Raw genomic sequence first — 17,679 nt, forward strand, 5'->3', positions numbered from 1 at the left:
GCTCAATCAGAGCGCCTGCACGTCGGAGAGACGGGCGGGCGCTCATCCTTTTCGAAAGCTCATCCGATTTAGGCTTGTGCGCGCCACTGCTCTTCGCAACTTGCCGCAATTGTCACCGCCGCCTAGTCGGCGTTCCGGGAAATGACCGAGCCGGTAGGTTGGCGGCCCTCGACAGCTGCGCATCACTCGTATAAAAATATTTTTCAGAGTTGGAATTTTTCTGGCAATTATCATCAAGGCGCACCATGACGTCACGTATTGCAGTAACACAGGATGCGGATTTCATCGCAAAGGCCTATGCAACGTCCTTCGGGTTTTCAGCGCAACAGACTGAGGCCTACGTGGGCAAGGTGGGCCTCGAAAATTTCTATATCGTCGACCATGAGGATAGGCCGGCGGCGGTCTTCGTTCTCATCGCCACCGGGCACTGGTTCGGTGGCAGAGCCGTGCCGGCATGCAACATTGCACATGTGGCCATTCTACCCGAATACCGCGGCCTGGGTCTCGCAGATGCCATCCTGGAGGATGCAGGTGCGATCGCTGCCAGCAGAGGCGCTTTTCTCACAACCTTGTTTGCATCAACCCGCCCCGTCTATCGAAGAGGCGGATATGAATTGGCCGGATCGGAAATTGTCTACGAAGCGGAAACGTCAGAGCTTTATAAAATCAAGGAAAAGTACCATTGCCGTCAGTTGACGATGCCTGCCGCGCTGCCGACCTTAGCCTCTATCCATGAGCGACAATGCGTGGTGGAGGCAGGCAATCTGCAGCGTAGTGCGGCACAATGGTCCCTTCTTTTGACATGGCCGGATCCCCCGACATCCATTTACGTCTTCGACGAGGACGCTGCGTATGTGATCATCGATACGAGCAATCCCGAATGTATGATCATCCGGGATTGGGCGGCGCTGTCCGGACGGGCGGCTCGGTGCATATTGCGGTTTTTGGGGACATTCTCGACCGTATACCCGCGGGTGCGGTGGCACGGTTCGGCGCAGGACAAGTTGGTTTTCGCGATGCCGGACAAGGGATGGCGTCTCGTCCACCAGGAGGAGTTTCTGATGCGGGTCCTTTCCGCAACGGACGCGCTTCTGGCGCGTGGCTACAGCTCAGTGACCGAGCAGGTCACGTTGGAGATAATGAAGGGCGATCAGGTCGAGACGCTATCGCTCTCCATCGAAAACGGCACGCCGTATTGCCGAACACATGAAGCCGGCTCACCCGTCGTGAAAATCGCAAGTGAACATCTTGCAACACTCTATAGCGGCTTTCGCTCCGCGAGTTTTCTTGCGAGAGCAGGGTGGATAAACGGTGATCGTGATGGCGTAATGGCATGCGACCGCATATTTTCCGGCCCATCCCCCTGGGTCGGAGAACATTTTTGAGGACATCACGTGAATCCGACACCGCATATGGCTCTCGTTGCGAGTATTCGCTCACGCGCTCCGAACATGACGCGCGCGCTACAGCGTGTCGCAGATTACACGTTGGAAGACCCGCAGGCGGTACTTTACAAAAGTATCACCGAGCTTGCAGAAGACGCGCAATCCTCGGAAGCCAGCGTGATGCGGTTCTGCCGTGAGCTGGGATTCACCGGGTTCCAGAATTTCAAGCTGGCTTTGGCGCAGGAGTTGGCGACACAGAGCCAAACCAGCGTCCCGATATCAACGGGAGATCCGGTTCAGAACCTTGTGGAGACCGCAAGAACGGCCCTCGATGAAACGGAGCGGCTGCTCGACCGTAGCATAATACAAGCCGTTGCCCAGGAATTGCTGCAGGCAAAACACATCGAGATTTTTGGCGTCGCCGCTTCGGCGATCACAGCGCAATATCTGGAATATAAGCTCGCACGCCTGGGTGTGCATTCCCATATCGCCCGCGACGCGCATCTGGCAACTATGGCTGCTGCCACCTCGAATCCCGCTGATGTCTATTTCCTGATTTCAAGTTCGGGCTCGACCCTTGATACGGTCAAGATTGCCGAGCTTGCGCATGCGAGGGGCGCACGCGTGATCGGGATCACCAATCGATCGAAAAGCCCGCTGGCAGCCACGTGCACGCATGTGCTGTTGGCATCCTGGCCGGAGACACCGCTTACGGGGGGCGCCTTTCCCTCGAAGATCAGCCAGTTACTGATTGTCGATGCTCTGGCGTCCTATATGACGATGGCTGAGCCGGACCGCCTTATTACCATTCTCGACACCGCCCAAAGCGTTACCGACCGTAACGTTTAAGACCCCTGCGAGCGCCCTTTTCGCCGGGTTGATTTTTTGCTCTCACGTCTTGGCGGAAATTTTCATCATAAATAATTTCTTGACGGTTTATTTCACTATGATACCGTGACCTCGAATTTGAGACGAAGGGTATTGGAACTTGAGCATCCTTGAAGCCTTGCGCGGAACACTTGCCGTTTCCTGTCAAGCGGCTGACGGCAGCCCCTTGCAGCCGACAGATCACATTGTGGCACTTGCCAAGGCGGCGGTGTTGGGCGGCGCGAAGGCGGTTCGTATCGAGGGCGTCGCAAATGTGTCCGCCGTGCGAAATGCCGTCAGCGTCCCCGTCATCGGCATTACCAAGATCGAGCATCCGGATTCAGAGATTTACATCACACCGACGCTGGAGGACGTTCGCCAGCTTTGCGAGGCGGGCGCAGACATTGTGGCGTTTGACGCCACTGCGAGACCAAGACCCTGCAGCGTCGCTGCCCTTGTCGAGGCGGTGCATCAGGCGGGCCGGATCGCCATGGCTGATATCAGCACCTTGGACGAAGGGCGGGCAGCGGTTGCCCTAGGTGCTGATTTCGCAGGCACGACCCTGTCTGGATATACGCCCTATTCGCCACAGAGCGAGGCGCCGGATTTTAAGCTGATGGAAGATCTTTTCCGTGCAGGCATCCCGTTCGTGGCCGAGGGCCGGATCTGGGAACCAACCGATGCACGCAGAGCGATCGAATATGGTGCAGCGTTTGTCGTGGTCGGTTCTGCCATCACCCGTCCGGATGTGATCACACGACGGTTTGCGGATGCTGTGGCCGGTGCACGGCAAACACCTGAATTCAATGGAGAAAACAGATGACAAGGAAATTTCGCGTTGCCGTGATTGGAGCCGGCTTCATGGGTTCGATGCACGCTTCGATTTTCGCAAACGAACCCCGTGCTGAACTCGTCGCCGTCGTCGATAGCGACATCGGACGCGCCGCTGCGCTGGCAGGTGAGTTGCGCGGCAACGTCAAAGCCTACAGCTCCCATCAGGAACTGCTGGCTGCCGAAGAGCTTGATCTGGTCAGTATCTGCACCCCGGATCACCTTCATCTCGATCCGGCGCTCGCCATTGCGGCAAAGGGCATAAATCTCTTCGTTGAAAAGCCGATCGCCTCGACCATGGAAGACGCAGCCAAGATCGTCGCGGCGTGTGAGGCGGCGGGCGTCAAGCTCGGGGTCGGCTATCTGCTTCGGTTCGACCCGCGCTACTACAAGGCGCGCGAGCTGATTACGTCGGGCAAGATCGGCACGCCTATTCACATCTATGCCCGCCGCAACAGCGCCCGCACCGAAGGCCCCAAGCGCTACGGCGGCACCTTGCCGCTAGCACTGCATGTCACAGTGCATGATGTCGACATGGTGCTTTGGATGCTCGAGGATCAGACTCCGGTTTCCGTCTACGCCCAGCAGACCGACATTCTCCTCGGATCGCTCGGCACGCAGGATACGATCGCAGCGGTCGTACGCTTCTCGGGCGGGACCGTCGTGACGTTTGAAAGCGCCTGGTCATTGCCTGCCGGCGCTCGCCACATGATCGACGCACGCATGGAACTCATCGGCACCGAGGGTTCATTCGAAGTGCAGTGCGGCGATAGCGGCCTCTATTTCGCAGACAACCAGACATCCCGCGAGATCGACACCCAGCATTGGCCGATCGTCGAAAATCGGGTTGGCGGCGACCTCAAGCTCCAGCTTGCCAGCGTTCTCGAATGGCTCGACGGCGGCCCCTCTCAGGTGGCCAGCGGCGAAGAAGCCATTCGCTCGTTGGAATTGACCCGAGCCCTCATCCGCTCGGCGGAAAGCGGCGAGGTGGAGAGACTCTAGCGCATCATCGATCAAGCAATTCAACGCAACGCATGGATAGTTCAAAAAAAGGGGAATGACATGAAACGACGCCAACTACTTGCACTCACGCTCGCACTTGCGACCTCTTCGGCCCTGCCGGCGATCGCACAGAACGCCAATCAGCCATATGCAGGAACACATATTGCGGTTCTGATGGAAGGTCACCCGACCACCGATGGCATCCAAAAGCTGTTGCCGGAATTCACCAAGGAAACCGGCATCGAAGTGGAACTCGAGGTCATCCCGGAATCCGACATCACCGCCAAGATGCTCCTGGAATTCTCGTCCGGCTCTGGCCGCTATGATGTCGTCCAGAACAACATTATCTATATTCCGGGCTTCGTTAAGGCCGGATATATCGATCCACTCGACGATCTTGCGAAAAAGCTGCCCAAATATCTCGACCGCGCCGATTTCGTGCCCGGCTACCTCAACACGAATATTGTCGACGGCAAACTCTACGGCCTGCCGGTTTATGGCGAGAGCACGTTCCTGATGTATCGCAAGGATTTGTTCGAGCAATACGGCCTCACCCCGCCGAAGACTTTTGACGAGGTTATCAGCGCGGCAAAGACCATCAAGGAAAAGTCCAACGGCGAAATCGCAGGCATTACGATGCGTGGCGCCCAAGGTATCCAGAACGTCTATGTCTGGGCAGGCTGGCTGTGGGGTTACGGCGGCGAATTCCTCACCAAGGATGGAAAGTCGGCCCTGGGAACGCCGGAGGCCGCCGCCTCGCTCGATGCTTTTGCAAAAATCCTGCGCGACTACGGTCCTGTCGGCGCTGCCAATTTCGGTTGGGAAGAAAATCACGTTCTCTTCCAGCAGGGCAAGGCCGGTATGACAATGGATGCAACGGTCAACGGAGCATTCAACGAGGACTCGGCTGTGTCATCAGTGGTCGGCAAGGTTGGCTACGTGCCGGTTCCCAAACAGACCGACGCATTGAAGGGTGGCTCATCGTCCCTCGCTGTGCACAGCCTTTATATCACGTCGGCCTCCGCCCAGAAGGAAGCGGCATGGCTGTTTGCGTCGTGGGCAACGGCGAAAGAGCAGCAAATCAAGTCGTTTAGCATCGCGCCCAACTCTGGTGTCACGTCTGAAGCTGCGTTGAATTCGGATGAATTTAACAAGCGCTACGGAGCCTTCAAGGAAGCGATGTTGGCTTCGATCAACCAGGGCAATCCGCAATATCTGCCGACGGTCACGGCTGCGAACGAAATCATCAACAATGCTGGTATTGCCGTATCCAAGGCGCTCGCCGGCACCGCTTCGGCAAAGGACGCACTGGCGGAAGCCAACACGGCCAACGACGCAGCACTCGCCCGCTAACAAACGGGCGCCACGTCCGGATTTCCGGACGTGGCTACACTGCGGGGATCATTATGCTCAACGACGCGACAAAGCTTTTCTATCAGCCGGTGATTGCCTTTTTCGGCGCGGTCTCGGTGGTCATCACGATCTATGTCGTGTGGCTGACATTGCACAATATCAGTCTGATGCGGCCAGGGCAGGAACAGTTCATCGGGCTGGACAACTACTTGCGGCTTCTGCTCGACCCACGCGGCCTCAATGCTCTCTGGCGCACGGTCCTCTTCACGGTGCTGGCCACGACCATTGAACTGATCATCGGCCTATTCGTCGCCTTGCTGCTCGACCGGGAATTCCATGGCAAGAGGATCGCGCGAGCTACCATGCTCGTGCCCATCGTCATGACGCCCATCGTCGTCGGGCTGACATGGCGTTTCATGTTCGACCCGTCGAGCGGTATGGCGAACTACCTCCTGTCCCTGCTTCATCTCGGTCCGGTCGATTGGCTTGGCAATCCAAACGTCGCCCTGTTCTCAGTGATGATTGCCGACATCTGGCAATGGACACCCTTTGTCGTGCTCTTGACGATGGCGTCCCTGGAAGCGCTGCCGGGCGACCCGCAAAACGCCGCGCGTGTCGACGGCGCTCGGGAGTGGCAGGTTCTCTGGCACATCACCTTGCCAGCGCTTCACCGTGCGCTTCTTGTCGTCGCCCTCATCCGCGCCATCGACAGTGTGAAGACCTTTGACATTTTCTACATCATGACCCGCGGCGGGCCAGCGCTATCGACGGAAACACTCAATCTCTACGGTTATATTTCAGCATTCACCAATTTCGACATTTCCTACGCCCTGACCGTTGCCATGGTGTTGACGATCTTCACCAATGTCGCGCTGCTGTTGCTGTACAACCTTGCCTTCAAGGCTCAAGCACGGGGAGCCGTATGATGCGCAAAATGGCCTTCTATATCGCCATCCTCGTTCTCATCGTGGTCGTGCTGTTTCCGCTCTACTGGGTTGTCGTCACATCGGTAAAGACGACGAAGGACGCCTTTGCGATCCCCCCGATTTGGTTCTTCGAACCGACCTGGGAGAACTACCAACGCGTTCTCAACAATGGCGTCTTCATTCGCGCCTTCATGAACAGCGTCCTTATCTCCATTACGGCAAGCGCCATATCGGTCGCGATCGGTGCGCTTGTCGCCTATGGGCTCGTGGCACAGGAAGAACCGGTGCGCCGCAGCAATGAAAAGTTCGTGCTGAGCCTCAGGATAGCACCACCCCTGATCTTCATCATTCCCACGTACTTTCTAGCCGCGCAGTTGAAATTGCTCAACAATCACTGGGTGATCATTGCGGTCTACGCCTTCATCAATGTGCCCTTTGCCATATCGCTGCTCATCACCTTCTTCGAGGACATACCGAAGGAGCTGCGCGACGCGGCAAAAGTGGACGGCGCGCGCGAACTGACGATCTTCTGGAACGTGTTCCTGCCGGTTGCCAAGGGCGGCATCGTCGCGACGATGATCCTGTGTGTGCTGTTTACCTGGAATGAGTTCTTCATCGCCCTCGTCCTGACCGGGCGGGACACCCAGACACTGCCCGTCAGTATCACCTCGTTCCTGACTTTTCAGGGGGTGCAGTGGGGACCGCTGACGGCAGCCGCAACACTTGTCATGCTGCCGATGCTCGTTCTCGGCATGTTGGTTCAAGGCCAGGTCGTACGTGGCATGTCACTCGGAAGTATAAAAGGATGACCGGCATGATCCAGGCCAGCAAGCAGTCGCTTTCCCTACGGAAAATCACAAAATCCTATGGCCCGATCTCGGTGCTGAAAGGGATTGATGTCGAGGTCGATGAAGGCGAATTCGTCGTCCTTCTCGGCCCCTCCGGCTGCGGGAAATCCACCCTGCTGCATGCGATCGCGGGTCTGCATCCGATCGACGCTGGAGAAATCGTGATCGAGGGTCGACCAGTGACACACATCCCGACGCGGGAGCGCGATGTCGCAATGGTGTTCCAATCCTATGCGCTCTACCCGAACATGACGGTTGCGCAGAACATCGGCTTTCCGCTGCGGATGCGCAAACTCTCGCGTGAGACAATTTCGCAAAGGGTGTCGGAGGTCGCACGCCTCTTGCAAATTGAACCGCTTCTCGAGCGGAAGCCGCGCGAGCTTTCCGGTGGCCAGCGCCAGCGTGTTGCCATCGGACGGGCTCTTGTGCGCGACCCGAAGATTTTCCTCTTTGACGAGCCGCTGTCGAATCTCGATGCGACGTTGCGCGTCGAGACACGCGCCGAGATCAAGAGACTGCACGAGCGCGTCGGAAAGACAATGGTCTATGTGACCCACGACCAGATCGAAGCCATGACGCTAGCGACCAGAATTGTCGTGATGAACAAGGGCGATATTCAACAGATCGGCTCGCCCTATGAGATCTATCACAAACCGGCCAACACCTTTGTGGCCCGGTTCGTCGGCTCGCCGTCCATGCAGTTTATCAGCGGCCGCCTTGTTATGGATGGGACTGCAGTGATCTTCACGGATGGAAAGGATTGGAAACTGCCTCTTCCGCTCCCAGGACTTTCCGAAGGCATTTCGGGAGACGTCATCCTTGGTTTGCGGCCGGAACACATAAAGCTGGCCCGTCACGATGAGGAGGGTCATGACGCCATCGTCGACCTGGTCGAGTCGACAGGCCCTGAGGACAACGTCACTTTATCGATCAACGGACAGACGGCGACGGCAAGGCTGGAAACCGGGAGCACCGCCCCTGGGCAGACGATCAAGGTACAAATAGCGGCCGAGAAGGCGTCCGTTTTCGACGCCGCGACTGGACAACGCCTGAATTGAACGGAAAAACCATGGAAATCATCGTCAAGGATACAGTCGACGAAGCCTCTGCCATCGTCGCGGAAATTCTGATCCGGCAAGTCGAAGAAAAGCCGGACAGCGCGCTCGGCTTGCCGACGGGAGCAACACCACTTAGGGTGTACGCTCGTCTGATTGAGGACTTTCGGAACGGCCGTGGTTGCTACAATCGCGCCCACGCCTTCAATCTTGACGAGTATCTTGGGATTTCGGGCACCGACACTGCATCCTATGCCTTCTACATGCGTGAAAACCTGTTCCGGCACATCGATTTCATGCAGAGACATATCCATATTCCGGACGGCTCAACTGCGGATGCGAGCGCGGAGGCCACGTGCTACGAAACGCAGATTGCAGCGCGTGGAGGCATCGACCTGATGTTTCTCGGCCTTGGCCGCAATGCCCACATCGGCTTTAACGAACCGGGATCTCCGCATGACACCCGCACCCGGCGGGTTGCGCTGACAGCCTCGACGATGGAAGCCAATGCGCGCTATTTCGAGCCGGGCTCACGCCAACCCACGCATGCCATCACGATGGGAATCGGCACTATTCTAGAATCGCGGAGAATCGTTGTTCTGGCGACCGGCATCGAGAAGGCCGGCGCAGTCGCGGCAAGCCTTGCAGGGCCAATAACAGATGCCGTTCCCGGCTCCGCGCTCGCACGCCATGCCCATGCGACCATTGTGCTGGACAGGGACGCCGCCCACGAGCTTGATCGCATACTGGCGTTGGAGATTGACGCGTGACGAGGCCGGTGCTTGCCATCGATATCGGTGGAACAAAAACGATGACGGCGCTCGTGTCTGACGCCGAGGTCCTTGAGGAGGTGACCGTTCCAACGCAGCGTTCTGACGGACCGGATATCTGGCTCACCAACGCCCACGCTGCCGCGGAGCGTTGGCATGGTAAATATGATGCAATCGGCCTTGCGGTGACCGGCTTCATCCGCAATGGGCTTTGGTCGGCCATGAACCCTGAGACACTGGGAATACCTGAAAACTACCCTCTGGTCGACAAAACCTCGGCCTTGTTTGGCGTACGCGCCCTTGCGATGAACGACGCTCAGGCGGCGGCGTGGGGTGAGTATCGCTTTGGCGCCGGGTCTGGTGGCGATCTGGTTTTTCTGACCGTATCGACGGGTGTCGGTGGAGGTATCGTTATCAACGGTCGGCCACTTGGGGGTCTCGCCGGGCATTTCGGGCTGACGCAAAATTTTGGTGGTTGTTCCACCTATCTGGAGGACCAAGTGTCCGGGCGCTGGATGCAGGCAGAAGCGGCGCGACAGGGATTTGGCGCCACGCCCGCCCCCGACATTTTTAATGCTGCGCGAAACGGCGAAACTTGGGCGAAAGCGATCGTTGCCCGATCTGCGCGTGGGATCGCCATGCTTTGCCGGGATATTCAACTTATACTCGATCCCGCGGAGATTGTGATTGGAGGTGGTGTCGGCCTTGCCGAAGGCTATCTCGATCTGGTTCGCGATATCAGCATTCAAGCCCCCTCCGCCATAAGATCGAACATAGTACCCGCTAAACTGGCTGCACGGGCTGGAGTTATCGGAATTGCCGATCTTGCAAGCCGATTACTTCTCTCAAATGGTCAAGCGAAGTGACAAATTCGCGCTGATCAGCGGTCGGGAGGATGTACGCGGGTATGCGCTTAGGCGAGCGCGGTGGGCGCTGGTGGGCCGGCTGATGCCATAAGCTCTAGCCGCGGCTCGGTCGTTTTCCGGCGAAGAGATCGGCATAACTTTTGATGAGCTTGGTCATGCGGTCGGCGACCGTGCGGATCTCCGGGCGATGGCGGTCCTCGGCATTCATGACGATCCATTGCCGGTGGCGCAATTCCGGCAACTCGCCGCCCTGCCGCTGCAATTCGGGATGGAGATCGCCGACGAAACAGGGAAGCACGGTCTTGCCGGCGCCGGCGCGCACCAGATCCGGCAGCGAACGCGGCCGATTGACGGTAGCGACGATCCCTGTTGCGGCATGGGCGTGCGGCCAGCGCAGATAGGCCGATATCGCCTCCTCCTCGGCGACTGCAATCCAGCGTTCGTCGGTCTCGGCGGCGTTGCGTCTGATATAGACGGCATAGGCCACCTCTCCGAGCTGACGTGCGGCAAGATTGGCCTCCTCGGGCTCGAAGGCGCGAATACCGATATCGCTCTCGCGATAGGCAAGGCTTGCCCGCACCTCGCCGATGGTGAGCGAAATGGCGAAGGCATCGCCCGGCATGCGGATTGCGGCGAAATTCTCCGTCAGCAGCCAGGCGAGCCAGGTGCCGGCGGCGACCCTGACGGTCGTGCCGCCCTCGCCGGATTGCCGCCATGCCGCCACCTTGCGGGCGGCGGCCTCCATTTCCTGAAGGTGATCGAGCAGCGCCTGGCCATCCTGGGTCAGACGGTATCCGGTCTGGCTGCGCGAGAACAATGCGCGGCCGATCTCCTGCTCAAGATCGAGCATGCGCCGGCCGACGGTCGCCGGACTGAGCCCGCTTACGGTGCTAGCCCCCGTCAGCCCGCCGAGCCGGGCCACCTGCAGGAAGAGCTGATAGGAATCCCAACTCGCGTTTTTCATTGATGAAAAACATAGCGGGATTTTCCCCGTTTATAAAGAGAAATTCTCCGCTTAGATCAGATGATGTCTGACACAGGAAAGGACATCGTCATGATCGACATGATTACCATCGCAGGCACTATCGGCTATCGGCACTCTCCCAAGCGATGCGGTTGCAAGGCGGAGGAGGATAGGTTCTATGCCGAGTTCGGAAACAGCGGCCTCATTGGCTTCGCCGCCTGGCTGACGTCGCTCGATCTCAACCTCAGAAGGCGCCGCAAGGCCACGGCGCAATCCCGTGGCAGCTGTGGCTGCGCGGTTCAGGCGACTTTTCTTGCCCCGAGATGAGCCGGTGCAGATTCTGCGACGATGCGGAACCGCTCGATCAGCGCCATCAGCGTATCGGCTTCGCCGGCGAGCAGGCGGCTTGCCTGCGTCGTCTCGGCAACCATTGACGCGTTCTTCTGGGTCATCTGGTCCATGGCGTTGACCGAACCGTTGACTTCCTGCAGCGCGGCCGACTGATCGCGGCTGGCCGTGGCGATGGTCTCGACATGGCCGCTGATTGCGATGATCTCCTGGCTGATCGAGGCAAGGACGCTGCCGGTCTTCTGGACCAGTTCGGAACCTGCCGTCACTTCGCGGCTCGATGTCTCGATCAGCGACTTGATCTCGCGCGCCGCATCGGCCGAACGTTGGGCGAGTTCGCGGACCTCCTGGGCGACGACGGCAAAACCCTTGCCTGCCTCACCGGCGCGCGCCGCCTCGATGCCGGCGTTCAGCGCCAGAAGATTGGTCTGGAAGGCGATGTCGTCGATCACCTCGATGATCTGCTCGATGCGCTGCGAGGCCTGCTCGATGCGCTCCATGGCGGAGACGGCATCGCCGACGACGGCGCCGGAATTGTCGGCGGTCTTTTTGGTCGCGGCCACGACATTGTTGGCTTCCCGGGCACGCTCGGCGGAAGAACGAACCGTCACGGTGATCTCCTCCACCGCGGCCGCGGTCTCCTCAAGGCTCGCCGCCTGCGCCTCGGTGCGCTTCGAAAGTTCGCCGGCAGAGGCAGAGACGGCGCCGCTGTTGCGCTGGATGCTCGAGGCGCTGTCGCGGATGCCGGACAGCGTATCCTGAAGCCGCAAAAGGGAAGCGTTGAAATCGACGCGCAACTGCTCCAACCGGCCGACGAAAGGCGTGCCGATCGTCTGCGAGACGTCGCCCTGCGACAGGCGCCCGAGGCCGGCAGCAAGCTGGTTGACGGCAAAATCGATCTGGCCGTCGAGCGAGCGCTTGTCGGCATCGTTCCTGGCGCGTTCGGCATCGCTCAAGGCGCGCTGTTCGGCAGCCTGGGTTTCCAGATCGCGCCTTGCGCGGGCGCTATCGCGGAAAAGCGCCAGAGCCCGGCCGATATCGCCGAACTCGTTCTTCTTTTCGATACAGGGGATCGCTCCTTCGAGATCGCCCGCGGAAATCGAGTGGACGCTGGTCGTCAGCGCCTGCAAAGGCTTCACCGAGAGGCGGATCGCATAGAAGGCGAGAACGCCGACGATCAGCATGACGATGGCGCCGACGCCGAGAACCAGCATCTGCAGCTCATACATGCGCTGGTAATAGAGCTCCATCGGAATACCGATGAAGAGAATGCCGACATTGGCGTTCGAGGCGTTCTTGATCGGGAAATAACCGGTCATGAACTTTCGTCCGAAAAGCTCCGCCGGTCCGTAATAGGCTTCACCCCTGGCGAGGACCGGCTGGGCCGGGTGCTCGGCGACCAGCTTGGTGCCGACGGCGCGGTCGCCATTTTCCTTCTTGACGTTTGTGGATATGCGGACGTAGTCGCCGCCCTGCTTTTGGAAGATGGTCGCAACGCCGGCGATCGACTGCGCCGTGCGGTCGACCAGCGAATGATCGGCAAGGGCGGGAATGGCGTCTTCGGTGACAGCGGAGAGCTGATTGTCCTTCAGCTCGATCTTTGCAGCCTGATCAGCCGCGCCGTAGAGGACGGCCATCGCACGGGCGGCGTCCTTCGCGTCGGAGACGGCGCCGTCCATGACCTGATGGCTCAGATTGTAATAGGTCACGCCGACGATGGCGGCCGTGCTGATCGCCAGCAGAAACAGCGTGATCGCAACGATCTGGCGTACGATCGACGTAGAGAAAAGGCGCAGCATCGAGACCCCCGGGAGATAAACCAAGGTTAAATTAGACTAAAAGCGTTAAGGAAGATTCTCCGCAAATCATGGCTGTCGGAGATATTGATCGCCTCGTTTCCGAGCGTTTTCCGATTATCCCGGCGTGATAGGCGGCCGGGCATTCGAGCTATTCTTCCATCGTTCAAATCTTCTCAATCGAGGCGCTGTTTTGCGGAATAAATAGAAACGGCCCCGGAAAGTCCGGGGCCGTTCGCATGAAGACGGATCGATCGATGATCAGGCGGCGCGGTAGACCGGCGCGGCGGCCGCCTCGCCGTCGATCTTGAACTGCTGGATGAGCCGGCGCAGCGAATCGGCCTCGTCGGCCAGTTCGCGGCTGGCGGCAGTCGTCTCCTCCACCATGGCGGCGTTCTGCTGCGTCATCTGGTCCATCTGGTTGACGGTCGCGTTGACGCTCTGCAGCGCGTTGGACTGGTCGTGGCTGGCGCGAGCGATCATCTCGACATGCTGGCTGATCGTGACGATCTGGGCGCTGATCTTGGCGAGCACCGTGCCGGTCTCCTGCACGAATTGCGAGCCGGAGCTGACCTCGTTGGTCGACTTGTTGATCAGCCCCTTGATCTCCTGCGCCGCAGCAGCGGAGCGCTGGGCCAGTTCGCGGACCTCCATCGCGACCACCGCGAAGCCCTTGCCGGCTTCACCGGCGCGCGCCGCCTCGATGCCGGCATTGAGCGCCAGGAGGTTGGTCTGGAAGGCGATCTCGTCGATGACGCCGATGATCTGCTCGATCTGGCGCGAGGCATCCTCGATGCGGCCCATCGCGTCGATCGCATTGCTGACGACGACGGCGGAATCGTCGGCACTGCGCTTGGCTTGGCGGACGATCTGGTCGGCATCCTTGGCGCGTTCGGCCGACGAACGGACCGTGACGGTGATTTCGTCGACGGCGGCCGCGGTTTCTTCGAGCGAGGCTGCCTGCTGTTCGGTGCGCTTGGAAAGGTCCTCGGCCGACTGGGCCATCTGGTTGCCGTTGCCCTGGATCAGTTCGACATTGTCGCGGATCTGACTCATCGTCGCCTGCAGGCGCATCATCGAACCGTTGAAATCCTGGCGCAGTTGTTCGAGACGGCCGATGAAGGGCGTTTCGATCGTCGTCGAGATATCGCCCTGCGACATGCGTTCGAGGCCGGCGGCGAGCGCATTGACCGCAAATTCGATCTGACGATCCATCTCGCGCTTTTCGGCGTCGTTGCGCTGGCGCTCATGTTCGGCGGCGGCGCGTTCCTCGTCGCTCTGCTCCTCGATGCGGATCTTCGAGATGGCGTTTTCCTTGAAGATGCCGAGCGCGCGGGCCATGTCGCCGATTTCATCGTGGCGCTGCTCGCCGGAGATGCTGGTATCCAGCGCCCCTTCGGCGATGCGGCGCATGGCGGCGGTGATATGGCTGATCGGGCGCTGCAGCGTCAGCACCAGGGCAATGCCGCCGAGGATCGACAGCAGGATGCCGAGACCGGTGGTCATGACGGAGATGCTGTTTGCCTGGGTGCGCTCGGTGCCGGCCGTCTGCTTCTGCAGCTCGGCGAAATCGGTCAGCTTTTTCCAGATCTGGTCGAGCTCCTGGCGGGCCGCGGCATAGGCGGTGACGCGCTCGCCGATCGTATCGACGATCTTCGAGCCGCCGCCGGAGATGATGTCGAGCGCCGGCTGGATCGCACCTGAAATGCCTTCGGCAAAACCCATGCCCTTGGCGCTGGTGATCAGCACCTGCATGTCCTTGCCGAGCGTGCCGGCCTGCTGCTGCAGACGCACGAGATTTTCCTTGCTGGAGTCGGCGAGAAAGTCGGAAAGAACGATCTGCAGCGAATAGACGGAATTTTCGAGACGCCTCGTATCCTGCAGGACCGAGTTGGCCTGGGCAATCCGGCCGTCGAGCGCGGCGAATTCCTGGGTCGCGTCACGCATTTTCTGCGTGGCGGTCAGCTGCGTATAGGTCGAGGTCTGGCGGAAGCGCGAAACGAGACGGCCGAGTTCGGTGGCGGTCTCGTCGGTCGGATTGGGCGTCTGGACGATCGTCTTGATGCCGTCGATGGTCGCAGCCAGCGCCTCGATGACATTCTTCTGATTGGTCGGAACGGAGATGGCGATCAGACGCTGCGATTTGATGATCTCCGGCATCTGTTCGTTGATGAAGGCGATCTTGTCCTGCGGTGTCTGCGGCTTGCTGAAGCCGCTGGCTACGGTGCCAAGAAAATCGCCGCCTTTCAGCAAGCGGTCGGCCGTGCGTAGGGTGCTGGTGGCGGCGCTCTCGTCGCTCTGGACGGTGCTCTGCAATTCCTCGGCCTGGTAGGACACGGTGAAGCGGGTGCTGATCACGCTCTTCTGCGCTGCGTCGATCTGCTCATGCAATGCCTGCTCCTGCTCGTGCAACGCCCAGAGCTTGTCGACGACGCCCGAAATGTCCTTGGTGCGGCGCGAAGCCTCCGCAAGGCTGTCGCGACCGGCGGCCTCTTCACCGACCTGGTTCAGCGTCTGGTCGAGCACGCCTTGCTGGGTCTTCAGATCCGCAAGCAGCTTGTCGCGCGCCTCAGGGCTGGTGACGCGCAGGAAATCATCCATCGAACCATAGAGATCCTTGAAGCCGCTGAGCGACTGCAGCACGCTGTTGGATATTTCCATGCGGCCCTGCAGAAGTCCCGAAGCGTAGAGGCCCGTCAGGCCCACCGCCGAAATGGTGACGACGAAAGGCAGAACGAAGATCAGGACCTTGGTCTTGATCCTGAAACGGGAAAGAATCTTGTCAATCAACATGGCGTTCCGGGCCTTTCATACACCACTCCTCCCGCAGGCAGCCACATGGCGCCAGCCGGGTGCACATCGAGCTATTCTTAGTTACATTGGGGAACCCGGAGGCCAGGCGGCAGTCATTGCCAGTTCATGTCCAAACAACTTGGAGATGCCCAAATATTCGCGAGCAATTGTGTCAGATTAGATATTAATTTTCGGATAAGCGGTTATGGCGGGTTAAGCCAAGGCAGTGAAATAGTTGCAAATTATGGGCCGCGACGCCGCGGTGCGACAATAGCCATGTCGCAACGTTCGTTCCAGGTCTGCGGACAAGATCAGATGAAGTGCGAGAGCAGCAGCGCGATGCTGGCGGCGGTGGCGCCTGCTGCAAGCATCAGATAACGCAGGGCGACCATTCGAGCGTTCGGCTTTGCCTCGGCAATTGCGATGGCGCGGGCGCGTCGTGTGTTTCTGGTCATGGTCGAAACCTCACTTCTCTCTGACACAACAACAATCCAACAAATCGGCTTGCCGGTAAAGCTTAATTTAGGGACGACCTTGCAAACCGCCAATTGAGACAGGATGGCGCACCTCTATTAAGAAGTCTTGAATCGGCTTTTCCAAGTGCATTCACCTCTAGGCGCATTCACCGGCGGCAAAACCGGAAGCCCAGGCCCATTGGAAATTATAGCCGCCGAGCCAACCGGTGACATCGACGCACTCGCCGATGAAATAAAGGCCGGACACGGCTTTTGCTTCCATGCTGCGGGAATCGAGCGCTGCCGTGTCGATACCGCCGAGCGTCACTTCGGCGGTGCGATAACCTTCCGAGCCGGACGGTTTGACCGCCCAATTCTGGGCGCTGGCAGCAAGACGCAGCAGCACCTTGTCAGGCAGGTCGGCCATGTTGCCGGAGATCTTTTCGCGTTCAACGAGAAACTGTGCCAGCCGCTTCGGCAGGATGTCGCCAAGGGCTGTCTGCGGCGACTGGCGGCCATTGAGCTGTCTTGCCGTCTTCAAATGCGCCGCAATATCGATATCCGGTTCGATGGCGACCACGATCTCGTCACCCTCGCGCCAATAGGAGGAAATCTGCAGGATGGCCGGGCCGCTCAGCCCGCGATGGGTGAACAGCAGCGCTTCGCGGAAGCCGGTCCTGCTATGGCGAATTTCGGCTGGGGCGGCGATGCCGGCGAGCGGGGCGATGCTCTCGAGCAGGCCGGGATCGAGCGTCAGCGGCACGAGGCCGGGTCGGGTTTCGAGCACGGGCAAGCCGAACTGCTCAGCGAGGCGATAGGCAAAGCCGGTGGCGCCCATCTTCGGGATCGACTTGCCGCCGGCGGCGACGATCAGCGATGATGCTTCATAATGGCCTTCGCTCGTCGATACCCGGAAGCCGGCTTCGGTCTTCTCGACACCTGATATCTCGGTGCCAAGATGCAGTACTGCGCCTGCCATGCGCATCTCAGCCAGCAGCATGCGGATGATGTCTTTGGCGCTATCGTCGCAGAAAAGCTGGCCGAGCGTCTTCTCGTGCCAGGCAATGCCATGCTGGTCGACCATGGCGATGAAATCGGCGGGCGTGAAACGGGCGAGCGCCGACTTGCAGAAATGCGGGTTGGCGGAGAGGAAATTCTTCGGTCCGGCATGGATATTGGTGAAATTGCAGCGGCCGCCGCCGGATATGCGGATCTTCTCGCCAGGCGCCCTGGCATGGTCGAGGACCACGACCGAGCGGCCGCGTTTTCCCGCGCGGATGGCCGCCATCATGCCCGCCGCCCCGGCGCCGATGACGATGACGTCGCTTTTGCGCTGCAAACCCGTTTCCCCGATCAAAATCACGTCTTCTTTTTCCATCAAAGGGCGAAAGTCAACGTTTGCCACCCCTCGCCAATTGGC

The 17,679-nt window shown here is 59.5% G+C and carries 16 protein-coding genes; 11 read left to right on the plus strand and 5 right to left on the minus strand.

What is annotated here, in order from left to right; all coding sequences use genetic code 11:
- Positions 1–245: 245 nt before the first annotated feature.
- The 10 genes from C3Y91_RS37185 to C3Y91_RS37230 all read left to right on the plus strand — a co-directional run bounded on the left by C3Y91_RS37185 (position 246) and on the right by C3Y91_RS37230 (position 9,903).
- Positions 246–1,385: a GNAT family N-acetyltransferase gene (locus tag C3Y91_RS37185; RefSeq protein WP_168576426.1), complete on the plus strand. Its 1,140-nt coding sequence runs from the start codon at positions 246–248 to the stop codon at positions 1,383–1,385.
- Positions 1,386–1,394: 9 nt separating this feature from the next.
- A complete protein-coding gene (locus C3Y91_RS37190) occupies positions 1,395–2,234 on the plus strand; it encodes a MurR/RpiR family transcriptional regulator (RefSeq protein WP_309506198.1) in 840 nt (279 codons plus the stop codon).
- 139 nt (positions 2,235–2,373) lie between these two features.
- Positions 2,374–3,075 carry an N-acetylmannosamine-6-phosphate 2-epimerase gene (locus tag C3Y91_RS37195; protein ID WP_168576427.1) on the plus strand — a complete coding sequence of 234 codons (702 nt, stop codon included), beginning with the start codon at positions 2,374–2,376 and terminating at the stop codon, positions 3,073–3,075.
- Positions 3,072–4,085 carry a Gfo/Idh/MocA family protein gene (locus tag C3Y91_RS37200; protein ID WP_168576428.1) on the plus strand — a complete coding sequence of 338 codons (1,014 nt, stop codon included), beginning with the start codon at positions 3,072–3,074 and terminating at the stop codon, positions 4,083–4,085. Before C3Y91_RS37195 ends, C3Y91_RS37200 begins: the two co-directional genes overlap by 4 nt.
- Positions 4,086–4,145: 60 nt before the next feature.
- Positions 4,146–5,438, plus strand: a complete 1,293-nt coding sequence (locus tag C3Y91_RS37205) for an ABC transporter substrate-binding protein (protein WP_168576429.1) — start codon at positions 4,146–4,148, stop codon at positions 5,436–5,438.
- Between the two features lie 53 nt (positions 5,439–5,491).
- The gene (locus C3Y91_RS37210) at positions 5,492–6,364 is read left to right on the plus strand and encodes a carbohydrate ABC transporter permease (RefSeq protein WP_168576430.1); all 873 of its coding nucleotides are present in this window, start codon (positions 5,492–5,494) and stop codon (positions 6,362–6,364) included.
- Positions 6,364–7,173 carry a carbohydrate ABC transporter permease gene (locus C3Y91_RS37215; RefSeq protein ID WP_168576431.1) on the plus strand — a complete coding sequence of 270 codons (810 nt, stop codon included), beginning with the start codon at positions 6,364–6,366 and terminating at the stop codon, positions 7,171–7,173. The genes C3Y91_RS37210 and C3Y91_RS37215 overlap by 1 nt, the downstream gene beginning before the upstream one ends.
- Positions 7,170–8,270, plus strand: coding sequence for an ABC transporter ATP-binding protein (locus tag C3Y91_RS37220; protein ID WP_168576432.1), 1,101 nt, complete (start codon positions 7,170–7,172; stop codon positions 8,268–8,270). Before C3Y91_RS37215 ends, C3Y91_RS37220 begins: the two co-directional genes overlap by 4 nt.
- An 11-nt stretch (positions 8,271–8,281) precedes the next feature.
- Complete coding sequence (gene nagB, locus C3Y91_RS37225) at positions 8,282–9,037, plus strand: glucosamine-6-phosphate deaminase (protein WP_168576433.1); 756 nt, start codon at positions 8,282–8,284, stop codon at positions 9,035–9,037.
- Positions 9,034–9,903 (plus strand): ROK family protein, encoded by an 870-nt coding sequence (locus C3Y91_RS37230; protein ID WP_168576434.1) that lies wholly within the window; start codon positions 9,034–9,036, stop codon positions 9,901–9,903. Before nagB ends, C3Y91_RS37230 begins: the two co-directional genes overlap by 4 nt.
- 94 nt (positions 9,904–9,997) lie before the next feature.
- Here the strand turns inward: C3Y91_RS37230 and C3Y91_RS37235 are convergent, their stop codons facing one another.
- On the minus strand, positions 9,998–10,867 hold the full coding sequence (locus C3Y91_RS37235) for a LysR family transcriptional regulator (protein WP_168576435.1): 870 nt from the start codon (positions 10,865–10,867) through the stop codon (positions 9,998–10,000).
- A gap of 90 nt (positions 10,868–10,957) precedes the next feature.
- On the opposite strand from C3Y91_RS37235, the gene C3Y91_RS37240 reads away from it, so the two are divergent.
- Positions 10,958–11,194 (plus strand): hypothetical protein, encoded by a 237-nt coding sequence (locus tag C3Y91_RS37240; RefSeq protein ID WP_168576443.1) that lies wholly within the window; start codon positions 10,958–10,960, stop codon positions 11,192–11,194.
- Here the strand turns inward: C3Y91_RS37240 and C3Y91_RS37245 are convergent.
- The 4 genes from C3Y91_RS37245 to C3Y91_RS37260 all read right to left on the minus strand — a co-directional run bounded on the left by C3Y91_RS37245 (position 11,167) and on the right by C3Y91_RS37260 (position 17,637).
- Positions 11,167–13,014, minus strand: a complete 1,848-nt coding sequence (locus C3Y91_RS37245; protein ID WP_168576436.1) for a methyl-accepting chemotaxis protein — start codon at positions 13,012–13,014, stop codon at positions 11,167–11,169. The two genes, C3Y91_RS37240 and C3Y91_RS37245, sit on opposite strands and share 28 nt — an antisense overlap.
- A gap of 258 nt (positions 13,015–13,272) precedes the next feature.
- The gene (locus C3Y91_RS37250; protein WP_168576437.1) at positions 13,273–15,804 is read right to left on the minus strand and encodes a methyl-accepting chemotaxis protein; all 2,532 of its coding nucleotides are present in this window, start codon (positions 15,802–15,804) and stop codon (positions 13,273–13,275) included.
- A gap of 311 nt (positions 15,805–16,115) precedes the next feature.
- A complete protein-coding gene (locus tag C3Y91_RS37255) occupies positions 16,116–16,259 on the minus strand; it encodes a hypothetical protein (protein WP_003556626.1) in 144 nt (47 codons plus the stop codon).
- 157 nt (positions 16,260–16,416) lie between these two features.
- Complete coding sequence (locus tag C3Y91_RS37260) at positions 16,417–17,637, minus strand: BaiN/RdsA family NAD(P)/FAD-dependent oxidoreductase (RefSeq protein ID WP_075224328.1); 1,221 nt, start codon at positions 17,635–17,637, stop codon at positions 16,417–16,419.
- Positions 17,638–17,679: the final 42 nt, after the last annotated feature.

The sequence above is a fragment of the Rhizobium ruizarguesonis genome, from assembly GCF_012349115.1.
GTDB lineage: Bacteria > Pseudomonadota > Alphaproteobacteria > Rhizobiales > Rhizobiaceae > Rhizobium > Rhizobium ruizarguesonis.